The sequence below is a fragment of the Planomonospora sp. ID91781 genome, from assembly GCF_015711595.1.
Lineage (GTDB): Bacteria > Actinomycetota > Actinomycetes > Streptosporangiales > Streptosporangiaceae > Planomonospora > Planomonospora parontospora.
Genome location: NZ_JABTEY010000001.1, coordinates 4,142,684 through 4,163,790, shown reverse-complemented (window position 1 = coordinate 4,163,790; position 21,107 = coordinate 4,142,684). Strand labels below are relative to the sequence as shown.

The window sequence follows — 21,107 nt, the reverse complement described above, 5'->3', positions numbered from 1 at the left end:
CGCCGGCCGCGGCGGGACCGCAGGCGGCGGTCCCGGGCGGAGCGGGAACCCGCGCGGCGGGCTCACGCTCCCGCCGCAGACATCATCCGCGTGGCGGGGCTCACGGCTCCCGCCACAGACGTCCCTCGGCGGCGAGCGGGTCGCGGGCGAGGTGCCCGGGGTCGTCGAAGATCCGGACCGGTCCGCCGGGCCCGCCGTACGGCGGCCAGCCGGGATCACCGGTGGCCGCGAACCCCGTCCAGGCCGCGTGCATCGCGCGGGCCAGGTCCGGCGGCGGCTCGGGCCCGCACAGGCGGTCCACCCCCTCCGCTTCCAGGTCGTCGAAGACGAACGGCAGGTCCACGCAGTGGCCGGCCCCCACGGTGCCGTCGCGCGCGGGCGAACGCCAGCGGAACTCGTAGGCGTGGACGGACCGGCTGGCGGCCGCGCAGGCCCGGGCCAGGCGCAGGGCCGGCACCCGGAAGAGCCGGTCGGTCAGGATCTGCCCGAGCACCTCGAGGCCGGCGGGCAGCCGCTCCTCGTAGAACCGCCGGGCGTCGGGACCGGCGCCGAGCGCGCGCAGGGCGTCGCCGTACTCCCGCTCGCCGAGGGGGCCGGGCCGCGAGCGCACCAGCGCGTTGAACTCCTCCCGGGTGGTGCCGACGAGCAGCGCGGCCGGGTGGGCCGAGCCGTCGCGGATCATGTCGTACGGGCTGCGCGCCACGATCTCGCCGTCGTTGACCGGGTTGAACCCCTTGGGGCCCGGCCCGAAGACCGCGCCGAGGGGCCCGGGATCCGGCTCACCCGAGCCGAGCGAGCCGTACGCCGCGGCGAGCTCGGCCGGGGTGAACGCCGAGAACGCCTCGCGGGTGGGCGGCACGCCGAGGCGGCGGGCGAGCGCGCGGGCCGCCTCCCGGGCGGGCTCGACCGGCTCCCAGGTCACCGATCCGCCGCTCATGTCGATCACGCGGCGGAGGAGCCCGGCGGCGGCGGGCGCCGCGAGCAGGGTCACGCTCGCCTGGCCGCCGGCGGACTGCCCGCCGACGGTCACGTTGCCGGGATCCCCGCCGAAGGCCGCGATGTTCTCGTGGACCCAGGTGAGCGCCCGGATCCAGTCGAGCACGCCGAGGTTGGCCGGGGCGTCGTCCAGGGGCAGGAACCCCTCCACCCCCAGGCGGTAGTTGATCGCGACGAACACCACGCCGTCGCGGGCGAAGGAGGCGCCGCGGTACCACGGACCGGCGTTGCCGCCCGCGTTGAAGGCCCCGCCGTGGATCCACACCAGCACCGGCAGCCCGGCGGCCCCGGGGTCGGGTGTGCGGACGTTGAGGTTGAGGAAGTCGTCCCCCGCGACGAGAGGTTCGGGCACGTCGCCCGCCTCGCCCCGCGGCTGGGGCGCGGTCGGCCCGCAGGTCCGGCCGCACCGCACCCCGTCCCAGGGCGTCGGGGGGACCGGGGGCGCGAAGCGCAGTGCCCCGACCGGGGGCGCGGCGTAGGGCACGCCGAGGAACTCGGCCACCCCGCCGGTCCAGCGCCCGCGCACCCGCCCGCTCGTGGTCACCGCCTGGGGGTCCATGCCCGCTGTCTACCCGCCCGGCGGGCGGCGGATCAGTCGGGGGCGGTGACGGATTCCTCTCCCGCGGGCGACTTCCCGCCCGCAGGGGGCTTCCCGCTCGTGAGGCTTCCGTCCGGCACACGGACCACGTCCGCGGCGGGGGACGCCTTCGCGGCCGGGAGCCCCTCCGCGGAGGTCGCGGAAGGCACAGAGGACACAGAGGACACAGTAGGCGCAGAAGGCACAGGAGGGACGAACGGTGCGAGGCCCTTCCGCGGGACCGGCCGGCGTCCCGGTACCGCGAGCGGGACGCCCGTTCCGGCCCGGCGGGCGGCCGCCTTGCGCTCGATCAGGTCCAGGATCGGGTCCCGCAGGTCCACGTGGCCGAAACCGCCGAAGGCGGGGAAGGAGTTGGTCTCCAGGATGACCGGGCCGCCGCGGCCGCGCAGCAGGTCGGCGCTCATCAGGTCGAGCCCCGCCGCGCGGGCCGTACGCTCCACGACGGCCACCTCCTCGTCCGTGAGGGTCACCGGGCGGCACACGTCCCCCGGTCCGTTGGAGCGGAAGTCGCCCGGCCGGCCCGTCTGCTCGACCGCGGCGACGAACCTCCCGCCGACGACGACCACCCGGTGGTTGCGCCCGGCCGCCTCGGCGACGAACCGCTGGACGAGCAGCGGCCTCCCCCGGCCCCGGATCGACTCCGCCTTGGCGATCAGCTCGTCCTCCCCTCTGGCGAGAGCGACCTCCGAGCCCCGCGCCCCGTCCGGCTGCTTGAGCACGACGGGGTAGCCGTAGGCCCGGGCGAAGATCCTGAGCTCGCGGTCGCCCGGGCAGAAGGCGGTGTCGGGCGTCGGCACGCCGTACGCGGCCAGGCGCACGTGCGTGGCGAACTTGTCGGCCGAGCGCAGCACGGCGGCGGTGGAGTTCAGGTGCGCGATCCCGTCCTCCACCGCGCCGAGGACGGTGAGGCCCGGCAGGGCGTCGGTGGACATCTGGTGGATGATCCCGTCCACCGCCAGCGGGAGCCCACCGGCGCAGAGCCGCGGGCCCCGGTCGTCGAGGGCCACGCTCAGTTCGTGCCAGGAGACGACGAGCGGCAGGTGCCCCCGCTGCCGCGCCCCCTCCTCCAGATATTTGATGTCGTCGTTCGCGGGACCTTCGCCGATTATGATCAGCAAGCGGAGTCCCGAGCCGTTCACTCCGTTCTTCATACTCTGCGTAGTGCCCTGATTACATAAAGTCACTCATTGTCGGGCATGGACCCTTTCCTCCTGCGGAAAACCTGTTGACGAGGTGCTTAGCCTTAACGGGCCCTTCACCGTCCGTGGTGACCGGCGTCAACCGAGACCCGTGAGGAGCGTGCTGCCTGACGATGTCCCCCGAACCCCCGGATACCGCCGCCCCCGAACCGGAAACCGCGACCCGGCGGCCACGGCCCCGCACCCGGCCCCTCGCCGGGATGCGCTCGCTGTGGCGGATGAAGTCCTACCTCCGCCCCTACTCCACCCGCCTGGCCGTCATCTGGGCGGCCTCCTTCCTCGGAACCGGGATCGGGATCGTCATCCCGCTCGTCGGCAGGGAGGTCGTCGACGGCCCCGTCGCCCGCGGCGACGACTCGGGCCTGCTCCCCCTGGCACTGCTCGCCCTCGCGCTGGGCGCGGTCGAGGCGCTGCTCATCCTGGTGCGCCGCTGGCTGCTGGCCGACGCCGTCATCGGCCTGGAGACCCGGATCCGCGACGACCTCTACCGGCACCTGCAGCGGCTGCCGATGGCCTTCCACGGAGCCTGGCAGTCCGGCCAGCTGCTCTCGCGCGCGACGACCGACCTGTCGACGATCCGGCGGTTCCTCGGCTTCGGCATGCTCTTCCTCGTGCTGATCACCGTGCAGATCCTCACGGTGACCGTCCTGCTGCTGCAGATGTACTGGCCGCTCGGCCTGCTGGTCGCCGCGTCGGCGGTGCCGGTCGTGGTCACCTCGCTGCGCTTCGAGCGCCGTTACATCGACGTCTCGCGCCGGGTGCAGGACCAGCAGGGCGACCTGGCCACCGTCGTCGAGGAGTCGGCGGCCGGCATCCGCACGATCAAGGCCTTCGGCCGCGGCCGCCATGTCTACGGCGCCTTCGACGCCGGGGCCGGCGAGGTCTACCGGACCGCGATGGAGAAGGTGCGGCTCTCCGCCAGGTTCTTCACCTTCCTGGAGGTGATCCCGAACGTCACCCTCGCCGCCGTGCTGCTGCTCGGCGCACTGGCGGTGGGCTCGGGCGCGCTGTCGCTGGGCACGCTGGTGGCCTTCACCACGCTCATGCTCCAGCTGGTGTGGCCCATCTCGGCCCTCGGCTTCATCCTGGCGATGGCGCAGGAGGCGATGACCGCGGCGGACCGGGTGATGGAGGTGCTGGACGTCGAGCCCGCCATCGTCGGGGGCGCCCGGACGGTCGCGCGGCCGAGCGGGCACCTGCGCTTCGAGGGCGTGGAGTTCCGCTTCCCGGGCGCCGCGGAGCCGGTGCTGCGCGACGTCTGGCTGGAGGTGCGGCCGGGCGAGACGGTCGCGGTCGTGGGCGCGACGGGTTCGGGCAAGACCACGCTGACCGCTCTGGTCCCCCGGCTGCACGACGTCACCGCGGGCAGGGTCACGATCGACGGTCACGACGTGCGCGACCTGTCGTTGCCCGCGCTGCGCTCGATGGTCGCCACCGCCTTCGAGGAGCCGACCCTGTTCTCCATGAGCGTCCGGGAGAACCTCACGCTCGGGCGGCCGGACGCCACCGAGGAGGAGGTCGAGGCGGCCCTGCGGGTCGCCCAGGCGGAGTTCGTCCACCGGCTGCCGTGGGGGCTGGAGACCAGGATCGGCGAGCAGGGCATGTCCCTGTCCGGCGGCCAGCGCCAGCGTCTCGCCCTGGCCCGCGCGGTCCTGTCCCGGCCGCGGGTCCTCGTGCTGGACGACACCCTCTCGGCGCTCGACGTCGAGACCGAGGCCCTGGTGGAGGAGGCCCTCCGGCACGTGCTGCGGGACACCACCGGGATCGTGGTCGCGCACCGCGCCTCCACCGTGCTGCTCGCCGACCGGGTCGCCCTGCTGTCCGGCGGCACGATCGCGCACGTCGGCCGCCACCAGGAGCTGATGGCGGGCGTGCCGGAGTACCGCGCGCTGCTCTCCGCCGACCTGGAGGAGGAGCGGGGCGGGCGCGCAGGTCTCGATGACGACTTCGACGATGACGTGGACGCGGAGGGGGCGCTGCGGTGAGCGACCGGAAGACGACGGACACGGCGGACACGGCGGATACGACGGATACGGCGGATACGACGGATACGGCGGATACGACGGATACGGCGGACACGGCGGACACCACCGGTGTGACCGGTGCGACCGGTGCGACCGGCACGGTGCGGGACTGGCGCGGTGTCGCCGCCGAGGACCGGGACGAGATCCCGGAGCAGGTGTCGCTCCTGCTCCGGGACCGCTCCCGGCGGCTGCTCGGCGACCTGCTCCGGCCGTACCGCAGGCGGATCGCGGTACTCGTCGCGCTCATCGTGGCCGGCAACGCGGCCTCGCTCGCCATCCCCTACCTGGTCAAGGTGGGCATCGACGACGGCATCCCGCCCATGGTCGCGGGCGAGGGGCCGGCCGTGCTGGGGACGGTCGTCGCGGCGCTGCTGACCGCGGCGGTCGTGCAGGCGGTGACCCGGCAGGCGTTCCTCGGGATGTCCGGCCGGATCGGCCAGCGCATCGTCCTGGAGCTGCGGCGGCGGGTCTTCCGCCACTTCCAGCGGCTGTCCCTGTCGTTCCACGACGACTACACCTCCGGGCGGGTGGTGTCCCGGCTGACCTCCGACATCGACGCCATCTCCGAGATGCTGCAGTCGGGCTTCGACGGCCTCGTCACGGCCGTGCTGACCCTCGTCGGCACCGCGGTCGTGCTGCTCTTCCTCGACGTGCGCCTCGGGCTGGTCGCCCTCCTCCCGCTGCCGGTCCTGCTGCTGTTCACCCGCTGGTTCCGGCGGCAGTCGAGCCTGGCCTACCGCCGGACCCGGGAGACCGTGGCACTGGTGATCGTCCACTTCGTGGAATCGATGACCGGGATCCGGGCGGTCCAGGCGTTCCGCGGGGAGCCCCGCAACCAGGAGATCTTCTCCCGGCTCAACGCCGACTACCGGGACGCCAACGTGCGGAGCATGCGCCTGATCGCGATCTTCATGCCCGGCGTCAAGCTCATCGGGAACGTCACGACCGCCGCCGTGCTCTTCTACGGCGGCCTGCTGGCCTCCGGCGGCTCGGTGACGGTGGGCGTGCTCGCCGCGTTCCTGCTCTACCTGCGCCAGTTCTACGAGCCGATGCAGGAGATCAGCCAGTTCTACAACACCTTCCAGTCGGCCGGGGCGGCGCTGGAGAAGCTCTCAGGCGTGCTGGAGGAGCGGCCCGCGGTGGCCGAGCCGCGCGACCCGGTCCCGCTGGAGCGCCCGGCGGGCGCCATCCGGTTCGAGGGGGTGGAGTTCTCCTACCGGGACGGCGCTCCGGTGCTGCCCCGGACGGACCTGGAGATCCCGGCGGGGCAGATCGTGGCGCTGGTCGGCGCGACCGGGGCCGGCAAGACCACGCTGGCCAAGCTGGTCGCCAGGTTCTACGACCCCGCCGCCGGCCGCGTGCTGCTGGACGGGGTCGATCTGCGCGACCTCGGCGAGGACGCGCTGCGCGCCGCGGTGGTCGTGGTGACGCAGGAGAACTTCCTGTTCAGCGGCACGGTCGCGGACAACGTCAGGTTCGGCCGGCCGGACGCCACCATGGACGAGGTCGTCGAGGCCGCCCGTTCCGTCGGCGCCCACGACTTCGTCTCGGCGCTCCCCCAGGGCTACGACACGCCCGTCGGCAAGCAGGGCGGGCGGCTGTCGGCGGGGCAGCGGCAGCTGGTGGCGTTCGCCCGCGCCTTCCTCGCCGACCCCGCCGTGCTGATCCTCGACGAGGCGACCTCCAGTCTGGACGTCCCCGGCGAGCGGCTGGTGCAGCGGGCCATGCGGACGATCCTGTCGGGCCGGACCGCCCTGGTCATCGCGCACCGGCTGTCGACCGTCGAGACCGCCGACCGGGTGCTCGTGATGGACGGCGGGGTGATCGTGGAGGACGGCCCGCCGGAGGTGCTCATCGCGCGGGCCGGCCGCTTCGCCGGCCTGCACCGGGCCTGGCTGGACAGCATCTCGGACCTGCCGCGCCCCTCCGGCTGAGGGCCCGGTCCCGGAGGGGCCGGGCATGCCGCCCCCTCCGGGACCGGTGCGGTACACCGCGCCGTTCAGCCGTTCAGCCGTTCAGCCGTTCAGCCGCGCAGTCGCGCGTTGAGCCGTGCGGCCTGCCGGGTGAGGTGCTCGCATTCGGGGAGGCTGGGCGCCGCTCGGGCGGCTTCGGCGTACAGCCGCGCCGCCGTCACCGGGTCGCCGTCGCGCTCGTGCAGGTACGCCGCGACGGCGGCGTGGCGGGGCAGCCCGGGATCGAGCCCGGCCAGGGCGGCCAGACCGGCCCGCGGGCCGTCGGCCTCGCCGACCGCGACGGCCCGGTTGAGGCGGGCCACCGGGCTGCCGGTGAGACGCACCAGTTCGTCGTACCACTCGACGATCTGCACCCAGTCGGTCTCCTCGGCCGTCCGGGCGTCGGCGTGGAGCGCGGCGATGGCCGCCTGGGCCTGGAACTCCCCCAGTCGGTCGCGGGCCAGGGCCGCCTGGAGCACGCCGACGCCCTCGGCGATCAGGCCGGTGTCCCACCGGCCGCGGTCCTGCTCGGCGAGGGGCACGAGCCTGCCGCCGGGGCCGGTCCGTGCCGGCCGCCGCGCGTGGTGCAGCAGCATGAGCGCGAGCAGCCCCGCCGCCTCCGGGTGGTCGATCGCGGCCGCGAGCCGCCGGGTGAGCCGGATCGCCTCGGCGGCGAGATCGACGTCGCCGGAGTAGCCCTCGTTGAAGACGAGGTAGAGCACGCGCAGCACCGTGGCGACGTCACCGGGCCGGTCGAACCGGACGCCCGCGACGGTCCGCTTGGCCCTGCTGATCCGCTGGGCCATGGTCGACTCCGGCACGAGGTAGGCCTGCGCGATCTGGCGCGTGGTCAGGCCGCCGACCGCGCGCAGGGTGAGCGCGACGGCCGAGGCCGGTGTCAGCGACGGGTGCGCGCACAGGAAGTACAGCCGGAGCGTGTCGTCCCCCTCCTGGACCGGGCCGGGCGCGGGCTCGTGCTCGACGCGTGCCTCGCGGTGCCGCCGGGAGGCGTCGCTGCGGGCGGCGTCCAGGAACCTGCGCCAGGCCACGGTGACCAGCCAGCCCTTGGGGTCGCACGGCGGGTCCTCCGGCCACACGCGCACCGCCTCGACCAGGGCGTCCTGCACGGCGTCCTCGGCCGCCGCGAAGTCTGCTCCGCGACGGACGAGGACGCCGATCACGGCGGGGGTGAGGGTCCGCAGCAGAACCTCGTCCACCGTGCGTCACTCCGTGATGGTCGGGGGCGCGGCCAGGAAGGGGCGCACCTCGAGCCACTCGTGGATCGGCTTCCCGCCCGCCCCCGGAGCCGCGGACAGCTCGCCGGCCAGTTCGAGCGCCCGCTCGTAGGTCTCGACGTCGATCACCATCCAGCCGGCGATCAGGTCCTTGGTCTCGGCGAACGGGCCGTCGGTGACCGGCGGCCGTCCCTCGCCGTCGTAGCGGACGAACGTGCCTTCCGGGGAGAGCGCCTGACCGTCGACGAACTCGCCGGTGGCCTCGAGCCGGTCGGCGAAGTCGTGCATGTACCGCATGTGGGCCGAGATCTCCTCCGGCGTCCACTGGTCCATCGGCACGTCGTTGACCGGAGCCGGGGCGCCGCGGTAGTGCTTCAGCAGAAGGTACTTGGCCATCGTGTTCTCCTCGGTGCTCGTGCGGCCCATTGTGGCCGTGTTCACTGCGGGGACGGAGCCGCACTCGGATTCTCGACATCCCGCCGCGATGTTTTTCCGGCGGACTTCGATGACACCCCCCGCTCCGCGGGGCCGCGGAGGCGGCAGCACTTCCCAACACGGCGAGGTTGCGGCGGACCCCGCTCCGCGGGGCCGCGGAGGCGGCGCCGGATGGGGCCTGCGCCGCATGACGCGTGGCGCGGGCCCGGGACCGGACGAGGCGGACGGTCGCTCCGGCCGTGCCGTACGGCTCATCCCCGCCGCAGGGCGGGCAGCAGTTCCTTCTCCGACCACTCGATGAACGCGCGCTGGTGCTCGGCGCCGATCTGGACCAGCGCGACGTGGGTGAACCCGGCGTCGGTGTAGGCGCGGACGGCCTCGACGACCGCCTCCACGTCGGCGCCGCACGGGATCTTCTCCGCGACGTCCTCCGGGCGCACGGTCTCGGCGGCGGCGGCGAAGTTGACCGGGGCCGGCAGCTCGGCCATGACCTTCCAGCCGGGCAGGGCCCAGCGCCAGAGCCGGTGCGCGCGCTCCACCGCCGCGTCGCGGTCCGGGTCGTAGCTGATCGCCAGCTGGCCGTAGACCGGCCTGCCCTGGCCGCGCGAGTCGTTGAACCAGCGCACCAGGTCCGTGTCCGGGTCCACCGCGACGAGCGCGTCGCCGTACCGGGCGGCGATGTCGCCGGACTGCGTGCCGGAGGCGGCGATCGCCAGCGGCACCGGCTGCTCGGGCAGGTCGAACAGCTTGGCCGAGTCGACGTCGAAGTACTCGCCCCGGTAGGTGAAGTAGCCGCCCTCGAAGAGCCCCTTGATGATCTCGATGGCCTCCCGGAACATCTCGTGCCGGGTGTTGACGGGCGGCCAGCCCTGGCCGATCACGTGCTCGTTGAGGTTCTCCCCCGCGCCCAGCCCGAGCGTGAACCGGCCGCCGGACAGCACTCCCACGGTGGCCGCCTTCTGCGCCACCACCGCCGGGTGGTAGCGCATGATCGGGCAGGTCACGTAGGTCATCAGCGGCAGGCTCTCCGTGGCGTACGCCGCCGCGCCGAGCACCGACCAGGCGTACGGCGAGTGCCCCATCTCCTCCAGCCACGGGAAGTAGTGGTCGGAGACGACCGCGTAGTCGAAGCCGGCCCGCTCGGCCGCGACCACGTCGTCCACCAGCTGCCGGGCGGGCGTCTGCTCGCACATCATCGTGTATCCGATTCGCGTCATGCCCGGGCTCCTACCCGCCCCTCCCCCGATCTCTCCCCGGGGCGGGGCGGGCAGGACCCGTCCGACGCGGCTTCCGGCCCCGAGCCGGGCGGCGGGCCGGAAGCCCTGTCAGAAGCCCTGGGCCAGGCGGTAGTAGGCCTGGTTCCAGCGCAGCTCCTTGGCGAACTGCCGGGAGGTGGTGTCGGCGTCGATGACGAGCAGCTCGACGCCGAGCATGTCGGCGAAGTCGGTGAGCTCCTCGGCGCCGATCGCGGCCGACAGCACGGTGTGGTGCGGGGCTCCGGCGGTGAGCCAGGCCTCGGCGGAGGTGCGCAGGTCCGGCCGGGGCCGCCACACCGCGCGGGCCACCGGCAGGTTCGGCAGCGGCGCGGCGGGCTCGACGACGTCGATCTCGTTGGCGACCAGCCGGAACCGCTCGCCCATGTCGGCCAGGCCGACCACCACCGCGGGGCCGGGCTCGGCGTCGAAGACGAGCCGGACCGGGTCCTCCCGGCCGCCGATGCTCAGCGGGTGGATCTCGCACGACGGCGTGCCGGAGGCGATCGTCGGGCAGACCTCCAGCATGTGCGCGCCGAGGATGAGCTCCTGGCCCGGGTTCAGGTGGTAGGTGTAGTCCTCCATGAACGAGGTGCCGCCGGGCAGGCCCGCCGACATCGTCTTGAGCGTGCGCAGCAGCACCGAGGTCTTCCAGTCGCCCTCGCCGCCGAAGCCGTACCCGTCGGCCATCAGCCGCTGCACGGCCAGGCCCGGCAGCTGCCGCAGGCCGCCGAGGTCCTCGAAGTTCGTGGTGAACGCGCCGAACCGGCCCGCCTCCAGGAAGCCGCGCAGGCCCAGCTCGATGCGGGCGGCGTAGCGCAGCGAGTCGTGGCGCTCGCCGCCGGAGCGCAGCTCGGGCGCGACCTTGTAGACGTCCTCGTACTCGCCGACGAGCAGGTCGACCTCGGCGTCGGACGCGGCGTCGACGGCCGCGACCAGGTCGTTGACCCCGTAGGTGTTGACCGAGACGCCGAAGCGCCGCTGCGCCTCCACCTTGTCGCCCTCGGTGACGGCCACGTCCCGCATGTTGTCGCCGAAGCGGGCCAGCCGGAGCGAGCCGACCTCGGCGCGCCCGGCGGCGGCCCGGGCCCAGGCGCCGATCCGGGCCGCGACCGACGGGTCGCCGACGTGCCCGGCGACGGTCTTGCGGGGCACGCCGAGCCGCGACTGGATGTAACCGAACTCGCGGTCGCCGTGCGCCGCCTGGTTCAGGTTCATGAAGTCCATGTCGATGGAGTCCCAGGGCAGCGCCATGTTCGCCTGGGTGTGCAGGTGCAGCAGCGGGGTGCGCAGCGCGTCCAGCCCGGCGATCCACATCTTGGCCGGGGAGAACGTGTGCATCCAGGCGATGACGCCGATGCAGGCGTCGTCGGCGTTCGCCTCCAGGCAGACCCGGCGGATGGCGTCGGCGTCGGTGAGCACCGGCTTCCACTCCACCCGGAACGGCACGGCCTCGGCGTCGTTCAGCGCCTGGGCGATCTGCCGGGACTGCTCGGCCACCTGGCGCAGCGTGTCCTCGCCGTACAGGCCCTGGCTCCCGGTGAGGAACCAGATCTCGCGGCCGTTGAGGGACTTCATCTGTTCGGACTCCTTGTACATGCGGTTCAGCGCTGGCCGTAGACGTTCTGGTAGCGGTCGTGGAGGCGGTCGATGTCGGCCTGGGCGATCGGCAGCGGCTCGCCGAGCTGGCGGGCGACGTGCACGGTCCGGGCGACGTCCTCGCACATGACGGCGGCCTTCACCGCGGCCCGGGCGTCCTTGCCGATGGTGAACACCCCGTGGTTCTGCATGAGCACCGCCGGGGAGCGGTGGCCCTCCAGCGTGGCGACGATGCCCTTGCCGATGTCGTCGTTGCCGATCAGCGCGAACGGTCCCACGGGGATCTCCCCGCCGAACTCGTCGGCCATCGCGGTGAGCACGCACGGGATCGCCTCGCCGCGGGCCGCCCAGGCCGAGGCGTAGGTCGAGTGCGTGTGCACGACGCCGCCGACGTGCGGCATGGCGCGGTAGACGTAGGCGTGCGCGGCCGTGTCGCTGGACGGGGCGAGGTCGCCGTCGACCAGGTTGCCGTCCAGGTCGCACACCACGATCGACTCGGGCGTCAGGTCGTCGTAGGAGATGCCGCTGGGCTTGATGACGAACAGGTCCTCGCCGGGCACCCGGCCGGAGACGTTCCCGGCGGTCCAGGCGACGAGGCCGTAGCGGACCAGCTCGTCGTGGAGGCGGCAGACGGTCTCCCGCAGAGCGGTGACGGCGCTGCCGGTGATGGCGGTGGTCATCGGCTCTCCCTGGCCGGCCGCCGAGGCCGGCGCGAATCGGTGGAACGGTGGTCGGAAGCGCCCGCGGGCGCGGGCACGGACACGGGCACGGACACGGACACGGCGGTACGGCTCACGCGCCCGCCTCGCTGGCCTCGTTGCGCAGGGCCCGCAGCCGGTGCAGGACGTCGTTGCGGCCGGCACCGGCGGCGCCGGCGGAGTCCTCGCCCCGGCCGAAGTGGTCGTGCAGGCGGCGGTACTCGGCGTACAGCCGGTCGTAGGCGTCGGCGCGCTCCGGGTCGGGCAGGTAGGCGGCCTCGGTGCGCTTGCCCATCGCGGCGGCGGCGGCGGTGATGTCGGGGTAGGTCCCGGCGGCGACGGCCGCGTGGATCGCCGAGCCGAGGGCGCAGCCCTGCTCGGAGCCGATCACCGACAGCGGGCGGCGCAGCACGTCGGCGTAGACCTGCATGAGGAAGCGGTTCTTCAGCAGCCCGCCGGCGACCACGAACTCCCGCACCGGCACGCCGGAGGACTCGAACGCCTCCACGATCGTGCGGGCGCCGAAGGCGGTGGCCTCGATGAGCGCCCGGTAGGTGTCCTCGGGCCGGGTGGCGAGCGTCTGGCCGACGACCACCGCCGACAGGTCGTGGTCGACGAGCACCGACCGGTTGCCGTTGTGCCAGTCCAGCACCACCAGGCCGTGCTGCCCGACCGCCTGCTCGGCGGCGAGGGCGGCCAGGTGCTCGTGCACCGAGACGCCCTTGCGCTCGGCCTCGCGCTCGTAGGAGCCGGGCACGCAGGTGTCGACGAACCAGCCGAAGATGTCGCCGACGGCGGACTGGCCCGCCTCGTAGCCCCACAGCCCCGGCACGATCCCGTCGCGGACCACACCGCACATGCCGGGGACCTCGGCGAGGCTGTCGGAGGGCATGATGTGGCAGGTCGAGGTGCCCATGATCGCGACCATCTGGCCGGGCCGTACGGCGTCGGCGGCGGCGGCGGTGACGTGCGCGTCGACGTTGCCGACGGCGACCGCGATGCCCTCGGGGAGTCCGGTCCACCCGGCGGCCGTCGCGGACAGCGTGCCCGCGAGGCCGCCGAGCGGCACCGGTTCCGGGCCGAGCTTGCCGGTGAGACCGGCGAGGGCGGGATTCAGCTCGGCCAGGAAGTCGTCGGACGGGTAGGCCCCGTCCTGGCGGATCGCCTTGTAGCCGGCCGTGCAGACGTTGCGGGTCTGCACGCCGGTCAGCTGCCAGACGATCCAGTCCGCGGCCTCGATCCAGTGGTCGGCGGCGGCGTAGACCTCGGGGTCCTCCTCCAGCACCTGCAGCGCCTTGGCGAACTGCCACTCCGAGGAGATCTTCCCGCCGTAGCGGGGCAGCCAGGTCTCGCCCCGCTTGGCCGCGGCGGCGTTGATCCGGTCGGCGTGCGGCTGGGCGGCGTGGTGCTTCCAGAGCTTCGGCCAGGCGTGCGGCCGGGCCGCCAGGCCCTCGGTCTCGCACAGGGGGGTGCCGTCGGCGGCGGCCGGCAGCACCGTGCAGGCGGTGAAGTCGGTGCCGATGCCGACGACCTGCGCCGGGGAGATCCCCGCGGCGATGATCGCCTCCGGCACGGCGGTGCGCAGGACCTCGCGCCAGTCCTCGGGCGACTGCAGCGCCCAGTCCGGCCCCAGCCGCACGTCCGTGCCGGGCAGCCGGTCGTCGATCACCCGGTGGGGGTACTCGTGCACGGCGCTGCCCAGCTCGGCGCCGTCGGCGACCCGGACCACCACGGCGCGGCCGGACAGCGTGCCGAAGTCGACGCCGACCACGTATCGGTCGCTGTTAGCGTTCACACTCTCTCCTGGTTCGGAAGGATTCACGAGGTACGGCTCCGCGGGGGGACGGGTCACGCCCGGCGCGCGGAGATGAGGCGCTGGAGCAGGATGAAGGCGAAGAGCAGCAGCCCGATGAAGATCTTGGTCCACCAGGAGCTGAGGGTGCCCTCGAAGCTGATGATCGTCTGGATCAGGCCGAGCACGAGCACCCCGAGGACGGTGCCCGCGAGGTAGCCGGACCCGCCGGTCAGCAGGGTGCCGCCGATGACGACCGCGGCGATCGCGTCCAGTTCCATGCCGAGCGCGTTGAGACCGTACCCGGAGAGAGTGTAGAGCGAGAACAGCACGCCGCCGAGCGCGGAGCAGAAGCCGCTGATCGTGTAGACCGCGATCTTCGTCCTGGCCACGGGCAGGCCCATGAGCAGCGCCGACTGCTCGCTGCCGCCGATCGCGTAGACGTTGCGGCCCAGGCGGGTGTAGTGCAGCACGTACGCCGCCGCGCCCGCCACCGCCACCGCGATCAGGACGCTCACCGAGACGGACATCTCACCCGGCAGCGCGATCCGCGCCTGGGCGACGGCCGTGTAGGCCGGATCGGTGATCGAGATCGAGTCGGTGCCGATCACGTAGCACAGGCCGCGGGCCAGGAACATGCCGGCCAGCGTGACGATGAACGGCTGGATGTCGAAGTAGTGGATGATGCAGCCCATCGCCAGGCCGAGCGCCGAGCCGATGAGCAGCACCAGCGGGACCACCAGCAGCGGCGGCCAGCCGCCGTCCGTCATGAGGCTCGCCGAGACCATCGTGGACAGCGCGACGACCGCGCCGACCGACAGGTCGATGCCGCCGGTGAGGATCACGAAGGTCATGCCGACCGCGACCACGAGCAGGAAGGCGTTGTCGATGAAGACGTTGAGCACGACCTGCCCGCTGGCGAACCCCGTGTAGCGCACGCCTCCGGCGACGAACATCGCCGCCAGCAGGCCGGCCGTCGCCAGGACGGGGATGTAGGCGCTCCGGAGGCGGCCGGGCAGCCGCAGCCGGGCGGAGGTCAGGATGCCCGAGCTCATGCCGGCACCTCCACCTTCTCGTCGTCGGTGGCCTGGGGCGCGGCCGGTCGGCGGCGCCCGCGGCGCTGGAAGACCTTCTCGCGGAAGGCGGGGGACTGCACCAGGCACACGACGGTCACCACGAGCGCCTTGAACAGCAGGGTGGTCTCCGGCGGGATGCCGATCGAGTAGATCGTGGTGGTCAGCGTCTGGATGACCAGCGCGCCGAGCACGGTGCCGCCGAGCGAGAACCGGCCGCCCATCAGGGAGGTGCCGCCGATCACGACGGCGAGGATGGCGTCGAGCTCGATCCACAGGCCCGCGTTGTTGCCGTCGGCGCTGGAGACGTTGGAGCTGATCATCAGTCCGGCGATGCCCGCGCACAGGGCGCAGAAGGCGTAGACCGCCACGGTCAGCCCGCGCGAGCGGATGCCCGCCAGCCGGCTCGCCGTGGCGTTGCCGCCGATGGACTCCACCAGAAGCCCCAGGGCCAGGCGGCGGGTGAGGAACGCGGTGAGCGCCAGCACGGCCAGCACGATGAGGATGCTGAACGGGAGCGTCAGCCAGTAGCCGCCGCCGATGAGCTTGTAGGAAGCGCTGTTGACGGTGACGATCTGGCCGTCGGTGATCAGCTGGGCGAGGCCGCGCCCGGCGACCATGATGATCAGCGTCGCGATGATCGGCTGGATGCCGATGCCGGCGACCAGGAACCCGTTCCAGGCGCCCAGCACCAGGGCGAGGCCCAGGGCCAGCCCGACGGCGGTCAGCACGCCGCCCACGTCGTTCTGGTCGGGCAGGCCGCTGATGTGCAGGCAGGCCAGGGCGCCGGAGATGGCCACGACCGAGCCGACCGACAGGTCGATGCCGCCGGTGGCGATGACGAGCGTCATGCCGATCGCCACCAGGATCAGCGGCGCGCCGAAGCGGAAGATGTCGATGAGGCTGCCGTAGAGGTGGCCGTCCTTCATCTCGATGGACAGGAAGCCCGGCGTGAACGCCACGTTGGCGGCCAGCAGCAGGAGCAGGACGGCGGCCGGCCAGAAGAGGCGGTGCCTGACGAGCGCGGTCATGCGCGGCCTCCGCTCGCGATGGTCTCCATGATCACTCCGGTGGTGAGGCCGTCGTCGTTGGGCAGCTCGGCCACCAGCCTGCGGTCCCGCAGGACGGCGACCTTGTGGCTGAGGCGGAGCACCTCCTCCAGCTCCGCGGAGACGAACAGCACGGCCATGCCGCCGTCGGACAGCTCGGCGACCAGGCGCTGGATCTCCGCCTTCGCGCCGACGTCGATGCCGCGGGTGGGTTCGTCCAGGATGAGCAGGCGGGGCTCGAGGATGAGCCAGCGGGCCAGCAGCACCTTCTGCTGGTTGCCGCCGCTGAGGTTGCGGACCAGCTGCTCGGGGTCGGCCGGGCGGATGTTCAGCGCGGCGACGTACTTGTCGACCAGCTCGTCCTGGGTGCGCCGGGGGATCGGCCTGCTCCAGCCGCGCATCGCCTGCAGCGCCAGCACGATGTTCTCCCGGACGGTGAGGTCGGGGATGAGGCCCTCGGCCCGCCGGTTCTCCGAGCAGAACGCGACCCCGCGGTTCATCGCCAGGCGCGGCGTGCGCAGGGTGACGGGCTCGCCGTCGATCCGGAGCGCGCCGGTGCTCGCGTGGTCCGCGCCGAACAGCAGGCGGGCGATCTCGGTGCGGCCCGAGCCGAGCAGTCCGGCCAGGCCGACCACCTCGCCCTTGTGCACGGTGAGCGTGAACGGCTCGATCGCGCCGCTGCGGCCCAGCGCCTCGGTCTGCACCAGCGGCTCGCTCGTCCGCGCCGGCGGCCTGTCCTCCAGCTTCTCCAGGTCGGCCAGCTCCCGGCCGATCATCTTGCCGACCAGCTCGACCTGGCCGAGCTCGCTGGTGAGGTACTCCCCCACCAGGCTGCCGTTGCGCAGGATCGTCATCCGGTCGGAGATCTCGTAGATCTGGTCGAGGAAGTGGGAGACGAACAGGATGGCGATGCCCTCGGCCTTGAGGCGGCGCATCACCCGGAAGAGCTGCTCGACCTCGCCGCTGTCGAGGCTGGAGGTCGGTTCGTCGAGGATGAGCACCCGGGCGGAGATGTCGACCGCGCGGGCGATGGCCACCATCTGCTGGACGGCCAGGGAGTAGGAGGACAGCGGCGCCGAGACGTCGATGTGCAGGTCGAGCCCGGCGAGCAGCTCGGCGGCGCGCCGCCGCATCCGCTTCCACTGGATCCGGCCCAGGCGGCGCGGCTCGCGGCCGATGAAGATGTTCTCCGCGACCGAGAGGTTCGCGCAGAGGTTGACCTCCTGGTAGACCGTGCTGATCCCGGCCTGCTGCGCCTGGAGGGGGCCGGCGAAGACGACGTCCTGACCGTTCAGGGTGATCCGGCCGCCGTCGATGTCGTAGACGCCGGTGAGCACCTTGATGAGGGTCGACTTGCCTGCGCCGTTCTCCCCCATCAGCGCGTGCACCTCTCCGGGGAGGAGCCGGAAGTCGACGCCGGACAGCGCCTTCACGCCGGGGAACTCCTTGCAGATCCCGCTCATCTGCAGGATCGGGGCGGGGGGTGCCATTGCGGCGTCCCTTTCCTTCGGGGAGACGGGCCGCTCGCGGAGTGCGAGTCCGCAAGCGGCCCGGTCCGGTCAGTACGGGCGGGTGGGCAGGGCGGCCTTCGCCTGCTCGGGGGTGAACGTCGTCTCCTCGGTCAGCACGCGCGCGGGCACCTGCTCACCGGCGACGACCTTCTTGGCGAGGTCCATCAGCTGCGGGCCGAGGATGGGGCTGCACTCGACGATGAAGTTGATCTTCCCGTCGGCGAGCGCCTGCATGCCGTCCTTGACCGCGTCGACCGTGATGATCTTGATGTCCTTGCCGGGGACCTTGCCGGCGCCCTCGATCGCCTCGATGGCGCCCAGGCCCATGTCGTCGTTGTGCGCGTAGAGCACGTCGATGTCCGGGTTGGACTTCAGGAAGGCCTCCATGACCTCCTTGCCCTTGGCCCGGGTGAAGTCGCCGGTCTGCGAGGCGATCACCTTGAACTTGGACTCGGCGCCGATGACCTCGGCGAACCCGGCCTTGCGGTCGTTGGCGGGCGCGGAGCCGGTGGTGCCCTGCAGCTCGACGATGTTCACCGTGTCGGTGGAGTCCCTGTACTCCTCCACCAGCCACTTGCCGGCCTTGCGGCCCTCCTCGACGAAGTCGGAGCCGAGGAAGGTCTTGTAAAGGCTGGTGTCGGCCGAGTCCACCGCGCGGTCGGTGAGGATCACCGGGATCTTGGCGGTCTGCGCCTCCTTGAGCACGTTGTCCCAGCCGGACTCCACGACCGGCGAGAAGGCGATGACGTCCACCTTCTGCTGGATGTAGGAGCGGATCGCCTTGATCTGGTTCTCCTGCTTCTGCTGGGCGTCGGAGAACTTCAGCTCGATCCCGGCGGCCTTGGCCGACTCCTGGATGGACTTGGTGTTGGCCGTGCGCCAGCCGCTCTCCGCGCCCACCTGGGCGAAGCCCATGGTGATCTTGCCGTCGTCCGCTCCACCGGCGGAGGCGGTGGTGTCGCCGCCGCCGCTTCCGCATCCCGCTGCGGCCATGATGGTGACACCGGCCAGCAGCAGCGCTGACATCCTCTTGAACACGATCATCGTTCCTCTCTTCTCACGATTTCGTGAGCGTGTTTCCGTTAGCGCTAACATCACGTCGCGACGTCACCCCCGATCCCTTCGCGACGGGCTTTCTCAGGCCGGCGAGGTGCTGGCCCTGATCACGAGCTCCGGCGGGACCACGAACGCTTCGCGGACCCACTGCTCGCGTGTCTCTATCCGCCGGAGCAGCACCTCGATGCTGCGCCGGCCCACCGCGGCGAAGTCCTGCCTGACCGTGGTGAGCGGCGGCGAGAAGAACTCCGACTCGGGGATGTCGTCGAAGCCGGCCACGCTGATCCGGCCGGGTACGCGCACCCCCTCCTCGGCGAACGCCCTCAGCACGCCGAGCGCCATCTGGTCGTTGGCCACGAACACCGCCGTGACGCCCTCCATCCCGGCCAGGCGCCGCCCGGCCTCGTATCCCGAACGCGGGCTCCAGTCGCCGGGGAGCACCTCGGGCGCCTCCCGGCCGGCGTCGGACAGCGCCGCCCGCCAGCCCTGGATCCGCCCTTCGGCCTCCAGCCAGTCCGACGGGCCGCTCACGTGCCAGACCGTCTCGTGGCCGAGCCCGAGCAGGTGCTCGGTGACCAGCCGGGCGCCCTCGACCTGGTCGACGCTGACCGTGGAGACGTCCCCGGCCTCGCCGCCCTCGACGGCGACCACAGGGATGCCCGCGGGCAGGTCGGCCAGCGCACGGGCCGCCGACCGCTGCGGGGCGACCACGACGATGCCGTCGACGGCCTGCTCCGCCAGGTAGTCGAGCGCGTCGCGCACCCCTGCCCGGTCGATGGACTTGAGGCTGACGATGCTGACGAAGTAACCCGCCGCCCTGGCCGCCTGCTCGATGCCGTAGACGGTGCTCGCCGGGCCGTACAGGGTCGTGTCGAAGCTGACGACGCCGAGCGTGCGCGAGTGCCGGGTGACGAGGGCGCGGGCCACGAGGTTGCGCCGGTAGCCCAGCCGGTCGATCGCGTCCATGACCCGGGTGCGGGTCTCGGCGCGGACGTTGGGGTGGTCGTTGAGCACCCGCGAGACCGTCTGGTGCGAGACACCCGCCAGCCGGGCCACGTCCGCCATCACGGGCAGACGCTCCTTGCTCGGTGCCACGGGCGGCTCCCCTCGTCGGTTTCGGGCGGCCTCGGGCGGACCGCACCGGATGGCCTGGGACAGACTGTGAACGCTAACAACACGCCGCGTCAAGCATCTTCAGGATTACGGTCGTATCACATCCCGCCTGCGCGAAACCCGTTGTTAACCCGGTCTTGACGCGGGGCACCCGGGGAGCCTTAGATGTTGGGAGTTCGTGTTGTTAGCGTTCACATCACGCGTCCGTCCACCCTGCGCCGGACGCGGTGCCCCGCCCGCTCCCGCGCGACCCGCGTGGAGCGGACGACGCGGGAGCCTCGGCGTGCCGGCGGATCCGGCCGGGAACCCCCGGAAACCGGTCCGGAACCTGCGCGGAGGGCTCCGGACCGGCCCGCGGGCCCGGCGACGGGCGGATCAGCCGCCGTAGGCGGGGTGGCCGAACCCGACGATGGTGTCCATGGTGCGGGTGCGGGTCACGACCTTGTCGCTGATGTTCCCCTCCACGGTGGAGACCGAGCCGTCGGGGTTGACCCCGGTCACCAGGCCGATGTGGTCGATCGCCGAGATGCTGCGCGAGCCCGCCCAGTCGAAGAAGACGAGGTCGCCGGCCTGCGGCTTGCGGTCGAACCGGCCCTGCTTCTTGAACCACTCGGCGTGCCAGGGGGTGTAGGCGAAGACCCCCATCTGCTTCTCCAGGCCGTGCTGGACGGCCACCCACGAAAGGAACATGTCGCACCAGGCCGCCCCGGCGAAGCCCTTCTGGTCGGTGTAGTCGTCGTACCAGGCTCCGTAGAAGGTCGTGCCGTCCTTCCGCTCGCCCTCCCCGACCTTGCCGAGCGCCGTCGTGACGACCTGCCGCACCCTGGCGGCGGCCGTGCCGCCCGCGGCCTGCGTCCGGGCGTCCTGGGGGGCGGCCTCGGGCAACGGGAGCCCTCCGGCCTGCGCCCGGGCGCCTCCGGGCTGGAGCGGCTCGGGCAGCCGCAGGTCTCCGGACTGGAGCTCGGGCAGCCGCAGGCCTCCGCCCTCCAGCTGCGCCTGGACCTCGTCCAGTGCGGCCTGCCCGGGCAGCCGCAGCTCTCCGGCCTGCGCCCCGGTCCCGGTGGAGTCCGGCGTCCGGAGCGCGGTCTCCGCGGGCGGCTCCTGGGGGGTCCGTCTCTGGAGCGTCTCGATCCTGGACTCGATCTCGGCGATCCGGGACTGCATCTCCGCGAAGGGGGCCCCGCCCTGCTGGTCGTCGGCGACCGGGAGGGCGGCGGCGACGGCCGCCTCGGCGGGCAGCGCGGCGAACCCGGTGAGGGCGGTGAAGGCCAGGCCCGCGGAGAGGGTTCCGCGGTAGAAGACGCGTGACAGAGCGGACAAGGACGCGTTCCCTTTCTGCTGCCCGCCGGAGGAGGACCCGCGCCGCGGCGGGCGGGGTCCGGTGGAAGGCTCCCGGCCGGGGGCGGCGCCCCGGCCGGGACTCGGCTCCGGCCTGCGGGCGAACGGCGACCGGTGCACAACCTGTTGTCGCCTCACTGTTCGGCCGTTGCGAACGGTTACTGAGACAAATGCACCGGTGACGTT

The 21,107-nt window shown here is 72.8% G+C and carries 16 protein-coding genes; 2 read left to right on the top strand and 14 right to left on the bottom strand.

What is annotated here, in order from left to right; translation table 11 throughout:
* Positions 1-100: 100 nt before the first annotated feature.
* Both HS048_RS18830 and HS048_RS18825 read right to left on the bottom strand, forming a co-directional pair.
* The gene (locus HS048_RS18830; RefSeq protein WP_196467670.1) at positions 101-1,555 is read right to left on the bottom strand and encodes a carboxylesterase/lipase family protein; all 1,455 of its coding nucleotides are present in this window, start codon (positions 1,553-1,555) and stop codon (positions 101-103) included.
* A gap of 32 nt (positions 1,556-1,587) precedes the next feature.
* Complete coding sequence (locus tag HS048_RS18825; protein WP_196467669.1) at positions 1,588-2,712, bottom strand: RimK family alpha-L-glutamate ligase; 1,125 nt, start codon at positions 2,710-2,712, stop codon at positions 1,588-1,590.
* Positions 2,713-3,011: 299 nt separating this feature from the next.
* Here HS048_RS18825 and HS048_RS18820 point away from each other — a divergent pair, with 299 nt between their 5' ends.
* Entirely contained in the window at positions 3,012-4,778 is a 1,767-nt protein-coding gene (locus HS048_RS18820; RefSeq protein ID WP_068903227.1) for an ABC transporter ATP-binding protein, read from the top strand.
* 110 nt (positions 4,779-4,888) lie between these two features.
* On the top strand, positions 4,889-6,751 hold the full coding sequence (locus tag HS048_RS18815) for an ABC transporter ATP-binding protein (protein ID WP_196467668.1): 1,863 nt from the start codon (positions 4,889-4,891) through the stop codon (positions 6,749-6,751).
* Positions 6,752-6,840: 89 nt separating this feature from the next.
* On the opposite strand, the gene HS048_RS18810 is transcribed toward HS048_RS18815, so the two are convergent.
* From HS048_RS18810 to HS048_RS18755, 12 genes are all read right to left on the bottom strand, one after another.
* The gene (locus HS048_RS18810) at positions 6,841-7,986 is read right to left on the bottom strand and encodes an RNA polymerase sigma factor (protein WP_068903084.1); all 1,146 of its coding nucleotides are present in this window, start codon (positions 7,984-7,986) and stop codon (positions 6,841-6,843) included.
* A 6-nt stretch (positions 7,987-7,992) separates the two neighbouring features.
* Positions 7,993-8,400, bottom strand: a complete 408-nt coding sequence (locus HS048_RS18805; RefSeq protein WP_068903231.1) for a YciI family protein — start codon at positions 8,398-8,400, stop codon at positions 7,993-7,995.
* A gap of 290 nt (positions 8,401-8,690) precedes the next feature.
* Positions 8,691-9,656, bottom strand: coding sequence for a TIGR03557 family F420-dependent LLM class oxidoreductase (locus tag HS048_RS18800; protein WP_068903086.1), 966 nt, complete (start codon positions 9,654-9,656; stop codon positions 8,691-8,693).
* A 108-nt stretch (positions 9,657-9,764) separates the two neighbouring features.
* On the bottom strand, positions 9,765-11,270 hold the full coding sequence (araA, locus tag HS048_RS18795; protein ID WP_196467667.1) for an L-arabinose isomerase: 1,506 nt from the start codon (positions 11,268-11,270) through the stop codon (positions 9,765-9,767).
* A 26-nt stretch (positions 11,271-11,296) separates the two neighbouring features.
* A complete protein-coding gene (locus HS048_RS18790) occupies positions 11,297-11,971 on the bottom strand; it encodes an L-ribulose-5-phosphate 4-epimerase (RefSeq protein WP_068903088.1) in 675 nt (224 codons plus the stop codon).
* A gap of 112 nt (positions 11,972-12,083) precedes the next feature.
* On the bottom strand, positions 12,084-13,784 hold the full coding sequence (gene araB, locus HS048_RS18785) for a ribulokinase (protein ID WP_307832537.1): 1,701 nt from the start codon (positions 13,782-13,784) through the stop codon (positions 12,084-12,086).
* Between the two features lie 53 nt (positions 13,785-13,837).
* Positions 13,838-14,836: a galactofuranose ABC transporter, permease protein YjfF gene (gene yjfF, locus HS048_RS18780; RefSeq protein WP_068903092.1), complete on the bottom strand. Its 999-nt coding sequence runs from the start codon at positions 14,834-14,836 to the stop codon at positions 13,838-13,840.
* The gene (locus HS048_RS18775) at positions 14,833-15,885 is read right to left on the bottom strand and encodes an ABC transporter permease (RefSeq protein ID WP_068903094.1); all 1,053 of its coding nucleotides are present in this window, start codon (positions 15,883-15,885) and stop codon (positions 14,833-14,835) included. Before HS048_RS18775 ends, yjfF begins: the two co-directional genes overlap by 4 nt.
* A complete protein-coding gene (locus tag HS048_RS18770; protein WP_068903097.1) occupies positions 15,882-17,393 on the bottom strand; it encodes a sugar ABC transporter ATP-binding protein in 1,512 nt (503 codons plus the stop codon). Before HS048_RS18770 ends, HS048_RS18775 begins: the two co-directional genes overlap by 4 nt.
* A gap of 69 nt (positions 17,394-17,462) precedes the next feature.
* A complete protein-coding gene (locus HS048_RS18765; RefSeq protein WP_230880879.1) occupies positions 17,463-18,458 on the bottom strand; it encodes an ABC transporter substrate-binding protein in 996 nt (331 codons plus the stop codon).
* Positions 18,459-18,551: 93 nt separating this feature from the next.
* Positions 18,552-19,565: a LacI family DNA-binding transcriptional regulator gene (locus HS048_RS18760; RefSeq protein ID WP_374058770.1), complete on the bottom strand. Its 1,014-nt coding sequence runs from the start codon at positions 19,563-19,565 to the stop codon at positions 18,552-18,554.
* A gap of 393 nt (positions 19,566-19,958) precedes the next feature.
* Positions 19,959-20,903 (bottom strand): CHAP domain-containing protein, encoded by a 945-nt coding sequence (locus HS048_RS18755; RefSeq protein WP_196467666.1) that lies wholly within the window; start codon positions 20,901-20,903, stop codon positions 19,959-19,961.
* Between the last annotated feature and the right edge of the window lie 204 nt (positions 20,904-21,107).